Source organism: Flavobacterium sp. (genome assembly GCF_013823965.1).
Classification (GTDB): Bacteria; Bacteroidota; Bacteroidia; order Flavobacteriales; family Flavobacteriaceae; genus Flavobacterium.
The window spans coordinates 18,742-41,197 of the sequence record NZ_PNNA01000095.1 but is presented as its reverse complement, the minus strand read 5'-3'; the positions used below and the strand labels follow the sequence as shown (position 1 = coordinate 41,197).

Here is a 22,456-nt window from a genome sequence, read left to right as displayed (position 1 = left end):
TTGTACATAATTACTACGTTGATGTATTAGTTTTTTGTACTAAAAATAGGTAAATATTTTTTTTACAAACTATGTCCTTACACCGTCATAATTCATAACTCATAACTCATAATTTTAAAAATGCCAACATTAAACTGGATCGGAAAAGAAAAAGTAATCAACCACCACCAAGACGTACCCTACAAAATACTGGAGCCTCAATATGGCTTTGCTGATGGTGTACAACAACCCGAACCTAATGACAGCGGCAACAAAATTATTCACGGCGACAACCTCGAAGCCTTAAAAAGTTTATTACCAGAATACGAAGGCAAAGTAAAATGTATTTACATTGACCCACCCTACAATACAGGAAATGAAAGTTGGGTGTACAACGACAACGTAAATCACCCAAAAATTAAAAAATGGTTGGGCGAAGTTGTGGGTAAAGACGGAGAAGATTTAACACGCCACGACAAATGGTTGTGTATGATGTATCCAAGGCTAAAACTGTTGCACAAACTACTTGCTAAAGACGGAGCTATTTTTATAAGTATTGACGATAATGAACAGGCACATTTGAAGTTGATTTGTGATGAGATTTTTGGAAATGGAAATTTCATTACAAATGTTATTTGGGAAAAAAACTATTCTCCAAGAAATGATGCAAAGTATTTTTCGGCTTCCCACGATTTTGTAATTGTTTATTCAAAAAGCAAAAATGATTGGAAACTCAATCTTGCACCAAGAACTGAAAAACAAAATAAATACTATAAATACGATGATAATGACGGAAGAGGTCTATGGAGACCTGATAATGTTCTTGTAAAATCATTTTCCGAAACAGGTGTTTTCGGTATAAAAAACCCTAACAATGGCAAAATTCACTTTCCGCCTCAAGGCAATTGTTATCGTTTTAATGAAGAAAAATCCAAAACAATGTTATCAGATAATAAATTTTATTTTGGTAAAGATGGTAATGGTAAACCCCAACTTAAACGCTACTTGTCTGAAGTAAATGATGGTGTAGTTCCTCAAACAATTTGGAAATATGATGATGTTTCACATAATCAAGAAGGTAAAAATCAATTAAATAAAATTATTGAGGGTAATGTTTTTGATAGCCCAAAACCACATCAATTAATTAATAGAATATTAGAGTTATCAACAGATAAAAACTCCGTAATCCTAGACAGTTTTGCAGGTTCAGGAACTACTGCACACGCTGTTTTAAACTTGAACAAACAAGATGGCGGCAACAGAAAATTCATTTTAACAGAAATGGAAGATTATGCCAATACCATCACAGCCGAAAGGGTAAAACGAGTAATTAATGGTTACGGCGAAGACAGTAAAAAAACCGAAGGCACGGGAGGAAGTTTTAATTATTACCAACTAGGCGAACCTTTGTTTCTCGAAGAAGATGTGCTTAATGAAGCAGTGGGATTAGAAAATATATTAAAATACATTTGGTATTCCGAAACAAGAACTGCATACAATCCAAAAGCGCATTCGCTTGTAGAAGAAAACTATCGTATAGGTTCAAAAGACCAAACCGATTATTATTTTTATTACACCGTAGATGCGGTTACAACGGTAGATTATGATTTTATGGCTAAAATAAAACACAAAGCCAGCCAGTACATAATTTACGCAGACAACTGTTTACTCGATGCAGCTTTTATGCTAAAGCATCACATCATTTTCAAAAAAATACCTAGAGATATAACACGATTCTAAAGTGGTCAAATTCGACCACTTTAAAACATAAATATTTATAAATAAGTAACTTAACTAAAAGTATGACGGCAAAAATAAAACAAATACTAGTAAATGATGTTGCTATAAACATACACAGCACTAAAGAAGAAGACTTTATTTGTCTTACTGATATGGCAAAAGCAAGAGAAGGAGAAAACCGTTCTGCTGACATCATTAAAAATTGGTTAAGAAACAGAGGTACTATCGAATTTTTAGGAACTTGGGAAATCATAAACAATCCAAATTTTAAAGTGGTCGAATTCGACCACTTTAAAAAAGAAGCAGGATTACCAACATTTGTTTTAAGTGTTTCGCAATGGGTAGAACAAACGGGAGCCATTGGTTTAACTTCTAAATCAGGTAGATATGGTGGTACTTATGCCCATAAAGACATTGCTTTTGAATTTGGTTCGGCAATAAGCCCTGTATTCAAATTATATTTAATAAAAGAATACCAACGTCTTAAAGAAAACGAAAGCAATCAGTTCAATTTAGAATGGGATGTAAAAAGAATTTTGACAAAAGCCAATTATAGCATACATACAGATGCAATAAAAAATCATATCATACCAACACTAAATATTGACAAGGACAAAGAATGGATAACCTATGCTGATGAAGCCGATGTCTTGAATGTTGCCTTATTTGGTTGTACAGCAAAACAATGGAAAGTTGCAAATCCGCAATTAGCACTTGAAAATAAAAATATGAGAGATTTTGCAAGTATAAATCAATTAACGGTACTCTCAAATCTTGAAGTTTTAAATTCAGAATTAATAAAAAACAAATTATCTAAAAACCAACGATTTCAGTATTTACATAGAACAGCATTACAACAATTAGCCGTTTTAGATAAAAGCAATGCTATGAAATCGTTGCAAAGATTATCAGATAGTACATTTGTAGAGGAACAAAAGAAGTTAAAGAATTAGAGGTAAAAAGCAAAAAACGCAGAGCATCTAGGCTTGCGTTTCTCGATTTCCTTCATCCAAACGGTATGACGAACTCGGTGCAAATATATGAATTTTCAGTAAAATAAAACATAAATGGAGTTAAAATCCTACCAACAACAAGTAATCACAGATTTAGAATTATTTTTAGAATACCTCCAAAAGTATCCTAAACCTGCCACAGCTTTCAAACAATATTGGGAAGACAAAGTTGGTCCTTATGAATTGAAACTTGATGGAACATACAGCGGAATGGTGCCCTATAAAGACAACATTCTCAACACACCGCACATTGCGATAAAAGTCCCAACAGCAGGAGGAAAAACATTTATTGCCTGCAACGCCATACATTCTATTTTTAGCACCTACGACAGCAGCCGACCAAAAGCGGTAGTTTGGTTAGTGCCTTGGAGCAATTTGTTACAACAAACCGCTTCAAGTTTATCAGACGCTACACATCCGTATCGTCAAAAATTAAACACATTATTCAATCATAGTGTTGAAGTGTATGAAAAAGAAAGTTTGTTGCAAGGAGCTAATTTTAATCCAACATCAGTTTCAGAACAGTTAAATATTTTCGTCTTCAATTTTAGCAGTTTAAGGATTAATTCCAAGAAAAAAGACGACCGAAAAATATACCAACAAAACGGATCGTTGGAAGCATTCAGAGATACAGTTGTAGAGCAAGATTTAGTTTTACCAGACACTGATGAAAGTGCTTTAATCAACATTATCAGAAGTTTGAATCCTTTGGTTATTGTTGATGAAAGTCATAATGCCGAAAGTGATTTGAGTGTAGAAATGTTGCAAAATTTGAATCCTTCCTTTGTGTTGGATTTAACCGCTACTCCAAAAAAGAACAGCAATATCGTGAGTTATGTCAATGCTATTGAATTGAAAAAGGAGCATATGGTAAAACTCCCTGTTATTGTTTACAACCACAGCCGAAAAGAAGAAGTAATCAACAGTGCATTACACCTGCAAAGACAGTTAGAACAACTAGCAATTCAGGAAAGTTTAGAGGGTGGAAAAAAAATAAGACCAATCATTTTATTCCAGGCACAATCCAATATCAAGGGTAGCGACAATACAACCTACATCAAGATTAAAGAAAAATTGATTGAGTTAAAAATTCCTGAAGAACAAATCAAAATCAAAGTTAGTGGTTTAGACGAGTTAAAAGGAATTGATTTAATGGACGAAAAATGTCCTGTTCGATACATCATAACAATCAATGCTCTAAAAGAAGGTTGGGATTGCCCCTTTGCTTATATCTTGGCATCATTAGCAGACAAGTCATCAGCAGTCGAAGTAGAACAAATTTTAGGAAGGGTATTGCGTCAGCCTTATGTATTAAAGCACAAAGAACCATTATTGAATTTGTCTTTTGTTTTAACGGCTTCCGCTAAATTCAACGAAACATTAGACAATATTGTTAGAGGATTACAAGATGCAGGTTTTAGTAACAAAGACTATTATGCCGAAGAAATTATAACAGAAAATACTACTGCACCTATATCAGACAAAGAGGCTTTAAATAGAGATTTATTTGGTTCGTCAGAAGAAAACAAAACCGTTGAACAGTTTGATGATAATGACATTACAAATATCAATATTGATGCAATAGAATTCGATCCTACGGCAAAAGAATTTGTGCCAATTGCAAATACTACAATCAATCAAATTACACAAAAAGCAATCGAACAAGGAGCTGCTTTTGAGACAAGATTAACAGAAGATACTGGAGATAGTACCGAATACCTTTTAAGAGAAATGGGAAAAGAACCAAAGCGTTACAAAATTGTAGAACACTTTCATCAAGTAGCAGAAAGTATCGAGCTACCACAGTTTTACAAAAAATTAGAAACTGATGTATTAAGTCGGGAATTAGTTTTTGATGAATTAAGTCAAGGAGAAGTTTTCTTGAATAGAGATCAGCTATTAAGCACATTCAAATTGTCTTCAAAAGACATTGAAATTGACTTTAACAGCGTTAGTGCCGAAATTGTAAAAGTTGATTATGATGAAGCTCGAAAAGATGCTGTAATTTCTAAATTTAGTGTTCAGGCAAAAAAAATATTAATTGATACCATTGTAGCCAAACCAAAAGAAAAGCAGGTCAAAGACATAGCCAATATTATGGTGGGTAAAATTGGTAATATGACCCCAATTGCCGAACAGGAAATCAAAAAATACATCGAGCGCATCTTTAGCGAGTTCTCCACAGAAGAGATAATTGATGCAGTAAACAATGAATACAATTATGTTTACAAAATAAAAGCCAAAATTTTAGAATTATCAAACCAGCACGCTAAAGAAGAATTCAGCAGATTGTTGGATACCAATAAAATCATTGTGAAACCAACTTTCAAGTTCAAAGAAACGCTAATTCACACCAAAGAAGGAGCGAAAATTGACAAATCACTTTACGAGCGTGAAGGTGATATGAATAATTTTGAACAGCGTTTGATAATGGATATTGCTTCTCAAGAAAATGTGTTGTTTTGGCACAGGAATTCTGTAACCAAAGACAAAGGTTTTTACCTAAACGGTTTTAGCAACAATCATTACCCGGATTTCATTCTTTATACCCAAAAACAAAATATCATTTTAGTGGAAACCAAAGGCGATTTTTTGGACAATGACGAAAGCAAAGCAAAGAATGTTTTAGGTAAAAAATGGGCCGAAAAATCAGGAGACAACTATAAATATTTTATGGTTTATGAAAGTAAAAACGTAGAAGGTTGTTACACAGCCAAAAACTTCTTGGAGATTATTGGAGCTTTGTAGTCCTTATTGATGCTGAATTAAAGCCACTACATTAATCTAAAGCATTAATCGGCAAATTAATGAATTATTATGTATTGACAATTAAATAAAATACCTATTTTTACAGCCGTGAAAATGCTAAACTTCATATTATCAATTATTATTCTAATACTTTCCTGTATGCCTTGCGCAGATATGGAGCCGGATGTGTCGTATAATAAAGTAACAATCAGCAATGAATCAAATCACACTCACGACAATGATGCCTGCTCTCCATTGTGTATCTGTAATTGTTGTGGGGGGCAAGGTTTCACTTACAATATTATTTACCCTTATAATTTCATTGCTGTCAAAATCATAATTGACAAAAAAGTACCGGAATACAAATCAATTCTTGCTTCCAATTTCTTCGGAAGTATTTGGCAACCGCCTCAAATAGCATAATGATGCCCGAGTAATTTCGGGTTAGAAAATTGTGACCTTTTCACAAATAATGGCAAATATTCTATTTGCTGATTTCTAATTCATTATAATATTTCAATGTTAGACAAAATCATACAATTTAGTATAAAGAACAAGTTCATTATACTCTTATTTACCCTTGTGCTTATAGCCTGGGGAAGTTATTCTATTAAAAATTTACCGCTGGATGCCTTGCCAGATGTAACTAATAATCAAGTACAAATAATTACCACTGCCCCTACTTTAGCAAGTCAGGAAGTAGAACAATTAATTACCTATCCACTCGAACAAGCTGTAAAAACGATTCCAAAAGTAATTGAATTGAGAAGTATCTCTCGTTTCGGATTATCTGTGGTAACTGTTGTTTTTAAAGATGATGTGGATATTTATTGGGCAAGAGAGCAAATTTTTCAACGCTTAAAGCAAGCCGAAGAAAACATTCCTAAATATGCAGGCTCTCCAGAATTAGGACCTATTTCTACAGGTCTAGGAGAAATATACCAATACGATGTATATGCTAAAAAAGGCTATGAAGATAAATACGATGCCGTAAAATTACGAACCATTCAAGATTGGATTATCACTCCACAATTACAGGGTGTTGAAGGTGTTGCCGAAGTCAGTACTTGGGGAGGAAAATTAAAACAATACGAAGTGGCTATTAATCCGAATAAACTAAATAGTTTAGGAATAACCATTACCGATATTTTTGAGGCACTCGAAAAAAACAATCAAAATACAGGTGGTGCTTATATTGAAAAAGACCAATACTCTTATTTCATTCGTGGTGTCGGTATGGCTACAGGCATCAAAGATTTAGAAAACATAGTGGTTGCAAATAAAAACGGAGCACCTATTTTAGTTCGAAATGTAGCCGAAGTTCGAGAAGGTGTAGCACTACGTTATGGGGCATCTACTAAAGACGGAAAAGGAGAAATTGTATGTGGAATGGCTCTTATGCTAAAAGGAGAAAATTCAAGTGCAGTTGTCAATAGAGTAAAAGAAAAAATGGATCAGATCAACAAAACTCTTCCAGAGGGAGTGGTTGCTGAAGCTTTTATCGATAGAGGAAAATTAGTAGATAGTGCCATAGGAACTGTTACTAAAAACCTATTGGAAGGTGCATTAATAGTAATATTTGTACTGATATTATTTCTTGGAAATCTTCGTGCAGGACTAATTGTAGCATCTGTAATTCCATTATCAATGCTTTTCGCTGTGATTTTGATGAATACCTTTGGAGTAAGCGGAAATCTAATGAGTTTAGGGGCAATCGATTTTGGAATTATTGTCGATGGTGCGGTTATAATTGTCGAAGCCACAATGCACCATTTACAAAAGCTTAAAAGACAAAAAGATTTAACCCAAGCAGAAATGGATAGCGAGGTATATCAATCGGCTTCCAAAATTAGAAACAGTGCTGCTTTTGGGGAAATAATTATCTTAATTGTGTATTTGCCAATCTTGGCATTAGTTGGGACAGAAGGAAAAATGTTCCGCCCAATGGCAATGACTGTAGGATTTGCAGTAATTGGAGCATTTGTAATGTCATTAACTTATGTGCCAATGATGAGCGCAATGTTCTTATCAAAAAACACGGAACACAAACCGAATTTTAGTGATAGAATGATGGCTTGGTTCGAAGGAATATATACTCCTTTTTTAGAAAAAGCGTTACGTTTCAAAAAAGCAGTTTTGGCAATTTCATTAGGTCTATTTGTATTGGCATTAGTAATTTTTCAAAATATGGGTGGCGAATTCATTCCAACAATTGAAGAAGGAGATTTAGCCTTAAATGCTACAATTATGACAGGAAGTTCCCTTTCGCAAATGATAAAAACAACCACAGAATATGAAAAAATTCTAAAAGCTAAATTTCCCGAAATTAAAACCATAGTAACCAAAATTGGAAGTGGTGAAATTCCAACGGATCCAATGCCTATAGAAAGTGGGGATATGATTATTGTACTAAAAGACAAAAGTGAATGGACAGGTGATTACGACAATTGGGAAGATTTAGCCAATGCAATGAAAGAAGAAATGGAAGCGATTCCAGGTGCTAATATCGAAGTCTCACAACCCATTCAAATGCGTTTCAACGAATTAATGACAGGAAGCCGAAGTGATATTGCCATTAAAATATTCGGGGATGATTTAGAAATTTTAGATACTAAAGCCAAAGAATTGATTGCTAAAGTCAATAATATTGAAGGAATTGGAGACTTAAAAGCAGATAAAGTAACTGGTTTGCCGCAAATTACTGTAAAATACGATTACAATAAAATTGCCTTATATGGTTTGAATATTACGGATATCAACCAAATCATCCGTTCCTCATTTGCAGGAGAAAGTGCGGGTAAAATATATGAACAAAGCAAACGTTTTGACGTAGTAGTGCGAATGGATGCCGCCAGTCGTACAGATATTACCGATGTAAGTAATTTGTTTATTCCACTACCAAACGGACAACAAGTACCACTTTCACAAGTAGCAACAGTTTCTTATGAGCAAGGTCCTGTTCAGGTTTCTCGTGAGGATGGTAAACGTAGAATTACCGTTGGATTAAACGTGCGTGGTCGAGATATAAAAAGCGTTGTAGAAGAAATTCAACAAAAATTAGACAAAGATTTCAAACTTCCTGCAGGCTATTATGTTACCTATGGCGGACAATTCGAAAACTTAATTGAAGCTACGAAAAGACTTTCGGTTGCTTTACCTATTGCATTAGCATTAATAATGGTGCTGTTATATTTTACTTTCAATAGTATGAAACAATCTTTGCTAATATTTACAGCTATTCCATTATCAGCCATTGGTGGTGTTTTCGCACTCTGGATGCGAGGAATGCCTTTTAGTATTTCGGCAGGAATTGGATTTATAGCCTTATTTGGAATTGCAGTATTGAACGGAATTGTATTGATTTCATATTTCAATCAGCTTAAAACTGAAGGAATAACAGATCCATTACAAAGAGTCTTAATGGGTACAAAAACACGATTACGCCCTGTTTTAATGACAGCTGCCGTAGCCTCTTTAGGATTTATGCCAATGGCATTATCAACAAGCGGTGGAGCTGAAGTTCAAAAACCATTGGCAACGGTTGTTATTGGCGGATTATTATCGGCTACACTATTAACGCTGATTGTTTTACCAATACTTTATTTACTATTTGACAACGGTATGAAAATTAAAAAAATTAAAAAAAGACAACCTTTTGTAACCATTTGGTTTTTACTAATTAGTTGTGTAGCATTCTCACAAAATAGTCAGCCTGTTTCATTACAAAAAGCCATCGAAATGGCAAAAACTAATAACATCGATTTAAAAATTGCTGATAAGGAAATTGAAAAACAAACGGTTCTTAAAAAGACAGCATTTCAAGCTGACCCTTTGCAAGTGCAATACCAGGGCGGACAATTCAATAGTGTCGATTATGACCATAATGTTTCTGTGCAACAGTATTTTCCCATTGGTAGCATTACAAAAGCCAACCGACAACTGCAGGAAGAATTGGTAAAACTTGCCGAAAAGCGAAAAGCTTTATCCGAATATGAGATTGAAAAAGCGGTAACTATCGCCTACTATCAATATTTGTATGGTGTTTCTATCCAAAAACTGAATACGGATTTGTTGGCCATTTATTCAAAATTCCTAAAAAATGCGGAACTACGTTTTGAAACGGGTGAAAGCGGAAAAATTGAAGTAATCAGTGCCAAAGCAAAATCAAAAGAAATAGAAACACAGCAAGCACAACTCGAATTTGATTTGGCGATTTATCAAAAACAATTGCAGTTTTTTATTCAAACAGAAGACAATATTGTGCCGGATAGTGCAACACCAATGCAGTTTTCAATGAAGACTAATGAAAACCAATCAAAAGTAGAAACGTTAGTAACGGATTATTATACACAACAAATTTCGGTGTATCAAAAAGAAGCAAACACTTTCAAAGCATTGCGAACACCAAAATTAGGATTGGGGTATTTTGGACAAACCATCGATACCAAATCTTATTTTCAAGGATTTACGGCGGGTTTACAAATCCCTGTATTTGGAGGTGTAAATTCTGCCAAAGCCAAAGCATCTGCCATAAGTATTTCGCAATCACAATTAGAATTAGACAAAAACAGATTGGCTTTGAAATTGCAAATGCAGGAATTGAAAAATAATTTCGATAAGCAACAAAAAGCATTAGACTATTATCAAAAGGAAGGTTTGCAATATGCGGAACAAATCATTACAACGGCTGAAAAAAGTTATGCCAACGGCGATATGAGTTATTGGTCGTACATCAGTTTTTTGAATCAGGCTATCGACATCAAAAAACAAAATGCCGAAGCTACTAATGCTTATAATCAAAGTGCAATTCAATTGCAATTCCCATCCATTTCTAACAAATAAAATTTCTTAAAATGAAAAATATATTTTTAAAACAAAATAACAAACTTGGTTATTTCTTCAACCTCTTTATTCTATTTTCAATTTTCTTTACTCTAAATTCTTGTGCCGACAAAAAAACAGAAGAAGCCCACGAAGAAGAAAAATCAGAAAACGAAGTAGCATTAACTGCTGTACAATTTAAAACGGTGGGTATTCAAACAGGAACTTTAGAAAACAGGAATCTTAATTTAGTGATAAAAGCCAATGGCTACACGACAGTTCCTCCTCAAAATATGGCTAATATTTCAACCTTAATTGGCGGAACGGTTAAAGATATTTTCGTTTTGGAAGGCACTTTTGTTAGCAAAGGGAAAATATTGGCAACCATTCAAAACTTGGAGGTAGTTGAAATGCAGGAAGATTATAATTCAGCTATCGCTAATATCGAATACCTGCAATTAGAATACAATCGCCAGAAAACATTAAGTGATGAAAATGTAAATCCTAGAAAAGTGCTTCAGGAAGTAAAATCAAAACTAGCCGTTGAAAGAGCGAGAGCGCAGGCAGCAAAAAACAAATTACAAGCCTTGAATATGAGTACAAGCGGTTCTAGTTTAGTGCCAATTGTTGCACCAATTTCAGGTTATGTTGGAAAAATCAGCATTGCCAAAGGAGCATTTGCCGAAACAGGAATAACCCTTTTTGAAGTGGTTGATAATAGCCAAATGCACTTGGATTTGAATGTTTACGAAAAAGATTTAGGATCTATTGCTGTTGGGCAGACTATCGATTTTATTTTGACAAACCAAGGAAACAAATCCATCAAAGGAAAAATATTTGGCATCAACAAATCATTTTCGAACGAAAGTAAAACCGTTGCTGTTCACGCCAAAATTAATCCGGCCGATTCTAAAGATTTAATTTCCGGAATGTATGTTGCTGCCAATATCAATATTAAAAACACAACCGTTCCTGCCCTACCCAAAGATGCTGTAATTAAAAATGGAGATAAATACTTTGTCTATATCCAAGAAGAACACGAAGAAAAAGCCACAGCTAAAAAAGCAGAAGCACACGAACACAAAGAGGGCGAAGCACATTCTGAAGAAGCTGTTGGCGAGGAAGAAGAACACAACGAAGTACATTTCAAAGCAATAGAAGTTGTACCAGGAACAACTGATTTGGGTTATACCGAAGTGAAATTTGTTGAAGCAATTCCTGCCGATGCAAAAATTGTGATTAAAGGAGCATTTTATTTACTTTCTGCTATGAAAGGTGGCGGAGAACACGAACATTAACAATTGATATTTAATAAATTAAAAAAATGAAGCTAAAATCAAACATTGACAAATTGGGAACAATTGGGCTTTTCATTACGGCACTATTTTCCCCTTGTTGTTTTCCATTATTTGCTTTCGGGGCATCAGCACTTGGACTTGGAAGTATCGAACTATTTGGAGGTTGGACAATGTGGATTTTTCAAGCGATGGTTTTAATTGCAATCGGAGGACTTTATATTTCTTACCGAAAACATCTTTGTTTGTATCCTTTGCTAATTGCTATTCCGAGTGGAATAGTAATATTCTTTGCTTATTATTTTAGCAAAATAGAAAATCCAACTTACTTAATTTATACCGGAATGTTTGGACTTCTTATTGCTACAATCGTAAATTATTACCAAAATAAACTTCACGGAAACTGCAAGACCTGCACAACCTATGAAGGAAAAACGGTTGAATTAAAATCAACTTTAACTTGCCCCAACTGCGGACACAAAAAAGAGGAATTAATGCCAACCGATGCTTGTCAGTTCTTTTACGAATGCGAAAAATGTAAAACAATACTCAAACCATTAGAGGGTGATTGTTGTGTTTATTGTAGCTACGGTTCCGTAAAATGTCCGCCAATACAAGCGGGAGATAATTGTTGTTAACATATTATATAAAAAAAATGAAACACCAACACAAATACGATGCAAACGGCAAACAGCTTTGTTGCACACAGGAAGAAAAAATAAATCACAAAACCGACAAACAATCAGGTTGTTCTACTCACAATGATTCAGAAAATCATTCTTATGATGGTCACAAACTGTAAAGAGAAGGAAATGTCTGCCGAAGATAAAAAACACGGTCATTCGCACGATGAAGAACACAAGCATTAAAAAGTATAATGTAAATGAGTACTATTTTCTGTACTCATTTGCATTATAAAAATTTTGATTAAAAAGACAGAAAAATGAAAAACAAAATAAATTTGTTGCAAATAACCAATTTAGTGGTGCTGTTTTTTTGCATAAACTTTACAAATGCCCAGAATTTAGACATTGATGTTTTAAGAAACATAAATCATAATAGAAACGAATCACTGGATCCAGCATTAAGAGGAATTACAAATAGTCTAGCTCCTATAAGTATTGGAACTCCAATTATTATGTACTCTGTCGGATTGATAATGAAAGATAGTACCGTCAAAAAGAAAGCTATTTTTATTGGAGAAGTCTTTTTGGCTTCAGGATTTATAACATTTGCTTTAAAAGAAACAGTAAATAGAGAACGACCCTTTGTAACTTATCCAGATATTGAACAAGCGACAACAGCAACAGGACCGTCTTTCCCATCAGGGCACGCTTCTTTAGCTTTTGCAACTGCCACTTCCTTGAGTATGGCGTATCCAAAATGGTACATTATTGCTCCTTCGTTTGCGTGGGCAAGTGCGGTAGGCTATTCTCGTATGGCATTGGGCGTTCATTATCCAAGTGACGTGTTAGCTGGTGCAATCATAGGAAGCGGATCGGCTTATCTTTGCTATAAATTGAATAAATGGGTAAATAAAAAACAGAGTAAAAAAATCCCACAGCTTTGGGAATAAATAGTTTTTTTTACTTAAAATCAAATACTTATGTTTTATATATAGTAAAAATAAAAAGGTTACGAATATTCTGAAAATACAATGAAACATACTTTTTAAAGAAAGTTTTGAGGCTCTCAACTGTTTTACAGAAGAACATAAAAACGCCTTTTGATACGATTTCAGTATTTTCAATTTTGTGGTTTTAAAAAACAAAAATAATATGATTTCATTTATTAAAATTGTAGTGTTTTTTATCCTTGCTGGTTTATGTGAAATAGGTGGAGGTTATCTCGTTTGGCTTTGGTTGAAAGAAGAAAAGTCGATTTGGTATGGTATTTTTGGAGCAATAATTCTTGCTTTGTATGGATATGTGATGACTTTACAAACCGTTTCTTTTGGAAAAGCCTATGTTGTATATGGTGGAATTTTCATCGTAATGGCATTAATATGGGCGTGGAAGATTGATAATTTTAAACCGGATAAATACGACTTAATAGGCATATCTATTATAATTGCTGGTATAGCAATTATTTTATTTATACCAAGAAAATAAAAAAATTATGAAACATCAACAAAAATACGATGCAAAAGGTAAGCAACTTTGTTATACCCGTAGCCTATATTATTTATATGATTACTCGTAAAAACGGTTAAATTTAAAAAAATACTTAATTTAAAAACTAAAAATGGATATAAATGCAGAATTAATTATAATTTCAAAACTTATTGTTTCCTTTTTGCTGGGTGCTTTCATTGGTTTAGATAGAGAAAGGCACGGTCGGGATGCTGGAATAAGAACATATGCAGCCGTTTGTATCGGAGCAACATTGTTTACAGCCATTACAGCACATTTGGTCAACAATCCGTCGGACACTTCAAGAGTAATTGCTAACATCATTACAGGTGTTGGTTTTCTTGGTGCGGGAATTATTTATCGCAATTCTGGCGCAGGAACATCACACGGATTAACAACAGCAGCTACGGTTTGGTGTACATCAGCCGTTGGTGTTGCCGTTGGATTAGATATGTTTATTATAGCTATAATAGGTGCTTGTTCGTTGTATTTTCTACTTTCATTACACCATCAAAAATGGTATATAAGATGGAAGCAAAAAATGATACACAAGTATGGAGAAGAAGACTGCAACAATTAGTATTTAAAATAGTGAGAATAATTTAAAAGATAATAATTATGACTACATTAAACACAACTTCTGCTGAATCAAAAGTTGCATCACCTATGGTAAAAATCTAGTATTTATTAACTTAAAAAAGAATTAGTCAACTTTGAAATTCAAAATATTTATAATTATGCTACAGCTTTTAGATTTTACAGGGGAAAATATCATAGCTACAAGGGCAAATGATTTATTGGGTATTAAAGATTATGAAAAAATTCATCCTTTTATCCATAATATTATTGGTACTGGTAAAAAAGTTCGATGGTATTTTGAAATGGACGATGATTCTGGTTCAAATGGTTTTTGGGAAGATGGTGTTATCGAAATCAATTATGGGAAAATGAATTTTACACATTCTGCGGATATCGAAAGAATTGCTATTGTAGGTGTTAAAAAATGGGAAAAGAGTATGCGTTCAATTATGAAACCATTTACAAAAGCCAAGTTGATGTATTTCGATTTGCCCGACAGAGAAAAAGCAAAAGAATGGATTCTAAATCAATAAGTAGAGATTGAAACAAATTACATTGATAATAAATAAAATAAACTTAAACATAAATACTTTACAAACGATAAATTGATTCGATGTACATCAAAATTAAATAATTATGAAATTAAAATCAACTTTAACTTGTCCCAACTGCGGATACAGAAAAGAAGAGATAATGCCAACCAATGCTTGTCAGTTCTTTTATGAATGTGAAAAATGCAAAGTAATACTCAAACCATTAGAAGGGGATTGTTGTGTTTATTGTAGCTACGGTTCAGTAAAATGTCCACCAATACAAGCAGGAGATAATTGTTGTTAATTAATATCAAAACAAAATGAAACACCAACACAAATACGATGCAAACGGCAAACAGCTTTGTTGCACATTGGAAGAAAAAATAAATCAAGAAACTGATATTGAAATCGGTTGTTGTGCTGTTGACTCTAAATCGGAACATTCTGATGATGACGGACACGACCACGACCATTCACAACAAAGCGAAAGTACCTTTAGAATGTTCGTCCCGGCAATCTTGAGTTTTGTGTTATTGCTCATTGCAATTGCATTCGATAACTATTTTCCACAAACTTGGTTCACGGATTGGGAGAGAATAGTTTGGTATGCAATAACTTATTTACCTGTTGGTTTGCCTGTAATCAAGGAAGCTTTTGAAAGTATCCGAAAAGGCGAAATCTTTTCAGAATTCCTGTTAATGAGTATTGCCACCATCGGAGCATTTGCTATTGGCGAATATCCCGAAGGTGTTGCGGTAATGTTATTTTATGCCATTGGCGAAATATTCCAGACATTGGCAGTCAAAAGAGCAAAAGCCAATATAAAATCCTTGCTCGACCAACGACCTGATACTGCAACTGTAATGGAAGGTAAAAACGCCATTTCTAAAAAAGCATCAGAAATCACCATTGGAGAAATCATTCAATTAAAACCGGGAGAAAAATTAGCATTAGACGGAAAATTACTTTCTGATACAGCCTCGTTCAATACAGCGGCACTAACAGGAGAAAGTAAACCAGACACCAAACAAAAAGATGCAATTGTTCTTGCCGGAATGATAAATCTCAATACAGTTGTTCTTGTCGAGGTAACTACGGCCTACACCGATAGTAAATTATCTAAAATTCTCGAAATGGTGCAAGATGCCACAGCCAAAAAAGCACCAACTGAATTATTCATTAGAAAATTTGCCAAAATATACACACCAATAGTGGTGTTTTTAGCCATTGCAATTTGCGTGTTGCCAATGCTTTTTCTCGATAATTATGTATTCAGCGATTGGTTGTACAGAGCATTAATCTTTTTGGTTATTTCCTGTCCGTGTGCATTGGTAATCTCCATTCCGTTAGGATATTTTGGCGGAATTGGTGCAGCAAGTAAAAACGGAATTCTGGTCAAAGGATCTAATTTTCTCGATATTATGGCGGCCATTCAAGTGGTAGTTATGGATAAAACTGGAACACTGACCAAAGGTGTTTTCAAAGTTCAAAAAGTCGTAGCAGTGGATATTTCCGAAGCTGATTTAGTAAAATTTACAGCAGCATTAGAAACCAAATCAACACATCCTGTGGGAACTGCTATTATTGAATATGCCAAAGGTGCTGAAAAAAATGTAGCCGTTACCGATGTCGAAGAAATTGCAGGACACGGACTAAAAGGGAAAGTAGATGGAAAAGAAATCTTGGCAGGAAATGTAAAATTGATGAAGAAATTCAACATCAGTTACGATGCTGAAATTGACAATACGCCATTTACAATAATTGTTATTGCTATTAATCAAAAATATGCAGGCTACTTTTTGATTGCTGATGAAATCAAGGAAGATTCCAAACAAGCTATTGAAAGTCTGCATAAAATAAATGTAAAAACAGTAATGCTTTCGGGAGATAAACAAGCCGTTGTTGATGCTGTTGCCAAAGAATTGAATATCGATCAAGCGTATGGCGATTTGCTGCCTGAAAACAAAGTCCAAAAAGTCGAGGAATTAAAATCTCAGAATCTAAAATTAGCCTTTGTGGGCGATGGTGTAAATGATGCACCCGTGGTAGCCCTAGCCGATGCAGGAATTGCAATGGGTGGTTTAGGAAGTGATGCAACAATCGAAACAGCCGATATCGTAATTCAAAACGACCAGCCCTATAAAATATATACAGCAATAAACATCGGTAAAAAAACCAAACAAATTGTCTATCAAAACATTGGTTTAGCGTTTGCAGTAAAAGCTATTGTTTTGGTACTCGGAGCAGGAGGGTTAGCCACAATGTGGGAAGCCGTTTTTGCCGATGTTGGGGTAGCATTATTAGCAATATTAAATGCAGTTAGAATACAACGAATGAAGTTTTAATTAATCTATAAATCATATACTCTTAATAACAAATAAGAGAAAACATATTTTAAATTAATACAATGCAAACAAATAAAAATATTTACATCCTACTTTTTACATTGATAGGAATTACAACATTTGCACAACAATTAAATACAATTTATACGGATAAATTCTCATTAGACACATCTTTATTGACTTCTAATTCTAGTAAGGATATATTAGAAAATACAGATACTAGAACTTATATTATTACCAAAGAGAATATAGTTCAGCTAAATAGAACTTTACAGATTAATGATACTATTACATACCCATCTTTAACAAGAGATTATAGAAAATTAGGCTACAATACCGCTATTGTTTTTGGAACTACTATTGTTGCTTATGGTGTTTTATGGTTACTCCCAGAAAGCTTCACTCAATGGGATAAAGAAGAAATGAAAAAAAATGGAATTGGAGCTAAATGGAAAGAAAATGTGAAAGCAGGTCCAGTAGTAGACGAAGATAATTTCTTTTTAAATTATGTAATGCACCCCTATTTTGGAGGTGTCTATTATATGACAGCTAGAAGTAATGGTTTTAACATCTTTGAATCTTTTACTTATTCAGCTATAATGTCAACCTTTTTTTGGGAATATGGAATTGAAGCTTTTGCTGAAATACCTTCTGTTCAGGATTTAATAGTTACACCTGTCTTGGGTTCTGTTGTGGGTGAAGGATTTTTCTATGCTAAGAAAAGTATTCTTAAAAATAATTCCAAAATTTTAAATTCGAGATTTCTAGGTAAAACCTCTTTGTTTTTGATGGATCCTCTTAATACTATTATGGATAGTTTTGGTTACAAGCAAAAGGTAAAAACACAACTTAATGTAGCTCCTGTAGGCTTCAATCCATATACCAAAAATGCTACTTTAGGACTTAAATTTTCGGCTAGCTTTTAGTTTTCAAATTGACTATTTTGAATGCAATTAGAATTCAGAGAATGAAGTTTTAGAGTGTAGTCATTATTTAAGAAAAAGCATATTTAATTTTAGAATTAATGTCTTTTCTGATTTAATGTACAAACTTTTTAACACAATGTTAATGCCAAATCAATATAATTTGATTATTTTTGATGCAAATTAAGGTTTAAATGAATAAGTTTCACATTTTAGTAATAGTTATACTTGGTATCTTCTTGATACCAACGGTAACTTTTGCGTGTGGAAGTAATTCAGAAAAAGATTCTTGCAACAAAGAAACTTCTGCAAATACAGAAAAAATGGATTGTTGCAAAAATGATAATCATTCAAAAAATAAAAAAGGCGAAGGCTGTAATGGAAAATGTGGTCATTCAAATTGTGTAACTACTTCAACTCAATTTAGTGTAGTATTTTTCGAAATACAATTCAACAACAGTAATTTTGCTTTTTCAGAAAAAAAATCAAATTATTTCAATTCAGAAGACAATCTTTCTTCTGGTTTTTCCTCTCTTTGGCTTATACCAAAAATAAGCTAAATCAAATTTTGACAGCCATAGGTGTGTCAAATTGAAAGCAATTCTTGCTTTTAAATCATTTATTTTTTATTGGCTAATCAACTATTAAATTATAGCTTTTTGCTATTGTTTACTTATGCTTTAGCGTGTTCAATTTAAAAATTATCTATACTTATTAACGAAACTGTAATTCACTAAATCGAAAATTTCGATGAAGGCATTACCCTGTTTTATAAAATCAAATAAAATGAAAAATTTAATAATCGTATTAAGCGTATTCTTAATAGCAATCACATCAATATCAGCTCAAACAGCTGCAAAAAAAGAAAGCCCTGAAACAATTTACATTTGCCCTACCCATCCCGACAAGATGAATCCAAGTGCAGGAAAATGCCCAAAATGCGGAATGGCATTAACAAAAATTACCGAAAAAGTACCTACCAACGCTACAAAAGGTAGTCAACCGATGACTAAAACGGTAACAAAATATGTTTGCCCAATGGATGGATCAACTTCTGATAAACCAGGTGAATGTTCTAAATGTGCAATGAAAATGGTAAAAACTACCGAAAAAGTAGATACCCACGCACTGAAAGGTAGCCAACCTAAAACTAAAATTGTGACAAAATATGTTTGTCCTACAGATGGCTCAACTTCTGAAACTGAAGGAAAATGTTCTAAATGTGGAACAGGAATGGTAAAAATCACCGAAACTGTAGACAACCATCCTCAAAAAGGCAGTCAACCTAAAACTAAAATTGTGACAAGATATGTTTGCCCAATGGATGGCACAACTGCCGACATAAAAGGAGAATGCCCTAAATGTGGAATGGATATGATTGAAAAAAAATCTGATAAAAAGTAAAACGTTACCAATAGCAACACTAACAATCTAAAACAAACAAAATGAAAAATAGAATTATTACAATAGTAGCGTTAGCAATAACAATTATTTCCTGCAATCAAAAAAACAAACAGGAAGAAACGATCAAAATAGAATCAACAACAGAAGTTGTTGGGCAATCCTCCTTTTCAATTGATAAAATTGTAAAGAATTATTTAGCTATTAAAAATTCATTGGCAATTGATGATTCTGATGCTGCGGCTGATGCCGGAAAAGCATTGTCAGAGACAATGGCAAAAACAGGTATGGAAAAGGTTTCTTCCGATCAGATGGAAGCTTATATGAGTATTGCAGATGATGTAAAAGAACACGCAGAGCATATTGGAGATAATGGTGGAAAGATAGAACACCAAAGAGAGCACTTTGTAACTTTAAGTAAGGATATGGATGACTTAATTCAATTATTCGGAACCAATCAAAAACTTTATCTGGATTTTTGCCCAATGGCAGATAACAACAAAGGTGCTGTTTGGATAAGCGAAACCAAAGAAATTACAAATCCTTATTTTGGAAAAGATATGGCTACTTGCGGTTCTATAAAAAAAGAATTCTAGAATGAAAAAAATCATCAAAAAGATACTTTTTATTGGGTTAATTATTTTTTTGTTGATGCAGTTATATCAACCTGCTCGTAACGAAAGTTTTGAGCAGGATATAACTTCCAATTTTACAAAAGTTTATAAAGTTCCTAAAAATGTAGAAACCATATTACGTACCTCTTGTTATGATTGCCACAGTAACAAGACCAATTATCCTTGGTACTCTTACATTCAACCCGCTCGGTTTTTTATGGAAAGTCATATTAAAGAAGGTAAAGAAAATTTGAATTTCAATGAATGGGGAAATTATAGTGCCCGTAAACAAAATAATAAATTAGATAGAATTGCCAAACAAATCAAATCAAACGAAATGCCTTTGTCGTCCTACACTATGATCCATAAAAACGCAACACTTTCAGCCACTCAAAAAAAAGAAATAATCAATTGGATTTCACAACTAAAAGACAGTTTATAATTAATATTTAAAAATAAAAAAAGATGAAGAGATTAAAAATGAGTATAGCAGCAATACTATTGTTAGCAGTAACCTATGTGAACGCACAAGCTGGACACAACCACAGCACAATGAAAATGGACAATAAGAAAATGGATCATAGCAAAATGACTATAAAAAGCGATGCGAAAGCAGAGGCGATTTTAAGTGATTACTTCAATTTAAAAGATGCTTTGGTGAATGATGATGCCAAAGAAGCGGCTCAAGCAGGGTCGAAATTGATAGTATCCCTAAAGGCATTTGATAGAAAAACGTATAAAGGAATGCAACAAATGGAACTTATCGAAATTATTGTAGATGCAACAGAGCACGCCGAACACATTGTAAAAAGCCCTATCGATCATCAAAGAGAACATTTCAAAACATTGAGCAAAGATGTGGCCGATTTTCTTGCCATTACTGGAACTGCAAACACATTATATGAGCAGTTTTGCCCAATGTATGATAAAGGAAGTGCGTGGTTAAGCACAAGCAAAGAAGTAAAAAACCCTTATTATGGAAGCAAAATGCTAAAATGTGGTAGCGTTAAAAAGCAAATTAACTAAACTAAATTAAAAATAATGGTAGAAAAATTAATAACATTCTCACTACGAAATCGGGTAATTGTCTTACTGGTTTCGGCTTGCTTATTTGCTTGGGGAGTTTACAGTGTGCAACAAAATCCCATAGACGCTATTCCTGATTTATCCGAAAATCAAGTTATCGTGTTTACGGAATGGATGGGAAGAAGTCCACAGGTTATAGAAGCGCAGGTTACTTATCCATTGGTTTCTAACCTACAAGGCATTCCAAAAGTCAAAAATATTCGTGGAGCATCTATGTTTGGGATGAGCTTCGTGTATATTGTTTTTGAGGATGATGTCGATATATATTGGGCAAGAACTCGGGTTTTAGAAAGATTAAATTATGCGCAACGATTGTTACCTCAAAATGTAGTTCCCACATTGGGACCAGATGGTACAGGTGTTGGTCACGTTTTTTGGTATCATTTAAATGCGAACGGTATGGACTTGGGTGAACAAAGAGCCTTACAAGATTGGTACGTGAAATTCGCCTTGCAAACTGTTCCTGGAGTTGCCGAAGTGGCATCTTTTGGTGGTTTTGAAAAACAGTATCAATTAGTGTTGGATCCCTTGAAAATGCAATACTATAACGTCAGTATGATGGAAGTGATGAATGCAGTCAAGGCTAATAATAACGATGTTGGTGGGCGAAAATTCGAAATGAGTGATATGTCATACATTATAAGAGGATTAGGATATATCAAAAACATAAAGGACGTGGAAGAGATTGCTATTAAAAATTATAATTCCGTTCCTGTAAAAGTTAAAGACATTGGTTCAATACAAATGGGTGGCGATTTGAGACTAGGTATTTTTGATGAAAATGGCACTGGTGAAGTTGTTGGCGGAATTGTGGTAATGCGTTATGGCGAAAATGCTGATAAGGTAATAACGGCAGTCAAGGAAAAAATGAAAGAAGTTGAAAAAGGATTGCCTGAAGGGGTTACTTTTAAAACCTCTTATGACCGAAGTGATTTAATAGAAAAAGCAATCGCATCAGTTAAAGGAACTTTAATCGAAATTATGATTACTGTTTCTCTTGTGGTTCTTCTTTTCCTTTTTCATTGGCGAAGTGCTTTAATTATACTCATTCAATTACCTATTTCTGTGTCCATTGGCTTTATTTTACTTGAAGCATTTGGCATTTCATCTAATATTATGTCATTAACGGGTATTGCTCTGGCAATTGGTGTTGTTGTTGATGATGGTATTGTAATGGTTGAGAATGCATACAGGACAGTTTCGGAGAAACAAGAAGAAATGGACAATAATCAGTAATTGGAAATAAG

Annotated in this window: 20 protein-coding genes and 2 pseudogenes; all 22 read left to right on the top strand. The window is 33.8% G+C overall.

What is annotated here, in order from left to right:
* The first annotated feature begins 120 nt into the window (after positions 1-120).
* The 22 genes and pseudogenes from C0430_RS11310 (at position 121) to C0430_RS11205 (ending at position 22,445) form a co-directional block, all read left to right on the top strand.
* A complete protein-coding gene (locus C0430_RS11310; RefSeq protein ID WP_290869990.1) occupies positions 121-1,719 on the top strand; it encodes a site-specific DNA-methyltransferase in 1,599 nt (532 codons plus the stop codon).
* 62 nt (positions 1,720-1,781) lie between these two features.
* Positions 1,782-2,672, top strand: coding sequence for a KilA-N domain-containing protein (locus tag C0430_RS11305; RefSeq protein WP_290869987.1), 891 nt, complete (start codon positions 1,782-1,784; stop codon positions 2,670-2,672).
* Between the two features lie 114 nt (positions 2,673-2,786).
* Complete coding sequence (locus C0430_RS11300) at positions 2,787-5,480, top strand: DEAD/DEAH box helicase family protein (RefSeq protein ID WP_290869984.1); 2,694 nt, start codon at positions 2,787-2,789, stop codon at positions 5,478-5,480.
* A 114-nt stretch (positions 5,481-5,594) separates the two neighbouring features.
* Entirely contained in the window at positions 5,595-5,903 is a 309-nt protein-coding gene (locus tag C0430_RS11295) for a DUF6660 family protein (protein ID WP_366559339.1), read from the top strand.
* 96 nt (positions 5,904-5,999) lie between these two features.
* Positions 6,000-10,322 carry a CusA/CzcA family heavy metal efflux RND transporter gene (locus C0430_RS11290; protein WP_290869971.1) on the top strand — a complete coding sequence of 1,441 codons (4,323 nt, stop codon included), beginning with the start codon at positions 6,000-6,002 and terminating at the stop codon, positions 10,320-10,322.
* An 11-nt stretch (positions 10,323-10,333) separates the two neighbouring features.
* A complete protein-coding gene (locus tag C0430_RS11285; RefSeq protein ID WP_290869968.1) occupies positions 10,334-11,599 on the top strand; it encodes an efflux RND transporter periplasmic adaptor subunit in 1,266 nt (421 codons plus the stop codon).
* Positions 11,600-11,625: 26 nt separating this feature from the next.
* Positions 11,626-11,964 (top strand): annotated as a pseudogene (locus tag C0430_RS11280) (MerC domain-containing protein); the annotation flags it as partial.
* Between the two features lie 75 nt (positions 11,965-12,039).
* Positions 12,040-12,234 (top strand): annotated as a pseudogene (locus tag C0430_RS11275) (GDCCVxC domain-containing (seleno)protein); the annotation flags it as partial.
* 17 nt (positions 12,235-12,251) lie between these two features.
* Positions 12,252-12,398 (top strand): hypothetical protein, encoded by a 147-nt coding sequence (locus C0430_RS11270; protein WP_290869965.1) that lies wholly within the window; start codon positions 12,252-12,254, stop codon positions 12,396-12,398.
* A 141-nt stretch (positions 12,399-12,539) separates the two neighbouring features.
* Positions 12,540-13,172, top strand: coding sequence for a phosphatase PAP2 family protein (locus tag C0430_RS11265; protein ID WP_290869962.1), 633 nt, complete (start codon positions 12,540-12,542; stop codon positions 13,170-13,172).
* 202 nt (positions 13,173-13,374) lie between these two features.
* Positions 13,375-13,707 carry a YnfA family protein gene (locus C0430_RS11260; protein ID WP_290869959.1) on the top strand — a complete coding sequence of 111 codons (333 nt, stop codon included), beginning with the start codon at positions 13,375-13,377 and terminating at the stop codon, positions 13,705-13,707.
* A 133-nt stretch (positions 13,708-13,840) separates the two neighbouring features.
* A complete protein-coding gene (locus C0430_RS11255) occupies positions 13,841-14,308 on the top strand; it encodes an MgtC/SapB family protein (RefSeq protein ID WP_290869956.1) in 468 nt (155 codons plus the stop codon).
* 157 nt (positions 14,309-14,465) lie between these two features.
* Positions 14,466-14,840 (top strand): STAS/SEC14 domain-containing protein, encoded by a 375-nt coding sequence (locus tag C0430_RS11250; RefSeq protein WP_290869953.1) that lies wholly within the window; start codon positions 14,466-14,468, stop codon positions 14,838-14,840.
* Between the two features lie 97 nt (positions 14,841-14,937).
* Positions 14,938-15,144 (top strand): GDCCVxC domain-containing (seleno)protein, encoded by a 207-nt coding sequence (locus C0430_RS11245; protein ID WP_290870183.1) that lies wholly within the window; start codon positions 14,938-14,940, stop codon positions 15,142-15,144.
* Positions 15,145-15,160: 16 nt separating this feature from the next.
* Complete coding sequence (locus tag C0430_RS11240) at positions 15,161-17,185, top strand: heavy metal translocating P-type ATPase (RefSeq protein ID WP_290869950.1); 2,025 nt, start codon at positions 15,161-15,163, stop codon at positions 17,183-17,185.
* Between the two features lie 62 nt (positions 17,186-17,247).
* Positions 17,248-18,111 carry a DUF3943 domain-containing protein gene (locus tag C0430_RS11235; protein WP_290869947.1) on the top strand — a complete coding sequence of 288 codons (864 nt, stop codon included), beginning with the start codon at positions 17,248-17,250 and terminating at the stop codon, positions 18,109-18,111.
* A 191-nt stretch (positions 18,112-18,302) separates the two neighbouring features.
* Positions 18,303-18,668, top strand: coding sequence for a hypothetical protein (locus C0430_RS11230; RefSeq protein ID WP_290869944.1), 366 nt, complete (start codon positions 18,303-18,305; stop codon positions 18,666-18,668).
* A 226-nt stretch (positions 18,669-18,894) separates the two neighbouring features.
* On the top strand, positions 18,895-19,512 hold the full coding sequence (locus C0430_RS11225) for a heavy metal-binding domain-containing protein (protein ID WP_290869941.1): 618 nt from the start codon (positions 18,895-18,897) through the stop codon (positions 19,510-19,512).
* Positions 19,513-19,553: 41 nt separating this feature from the next.
* A complete protein-coding gene (locus C0430_RS11220; protein WP_290869937.1) occupies positions 19,554-20,105 on the top strand; it encodes a DUF3347 domain-containing protein in 552 nt (183 codons plus the stop codon).
* A 1-nt stretch (position 20,106) separates the two neighbouring features.
* A complete protein-coding gene (locus C0430_RS11215; protein WP_290869934.1) occupies positions 20,107-20,565 on the top strand; it encodes a heme-binding domain-containing protein in 459 nt (152 codons plus the stop codon).
* Positions 20,566-20,588: 23 nt separating this feature from the next.
* The gene (locus tag C0430_RS11210) at positions 20,589-21,149 is read left to right on the top strand and encodes a DUF3347 domain-containing protein (protein ID WP_290869931.1); all 561 of its coding nucleotides are present in this window, start codon (positions 20,589-20,591) and stop codon (positions 21,147-21,149) included.
* Positions 21,150-21,164: 15 nt separating this feature from the next.
* Complete coding sequence (locus C0430_RS11205; RefSeq protein WP_290869928.1) at positions 21,165-22,445, top strand: efflux RND transporter permease subunit; 1,281 nt, start codon at positions 21,165-21,167, stop codon at positions 22,443-22,445.
* The last annotated feature ends 11 nt before the right edge of the window (positions 22,446-22,456 follow it).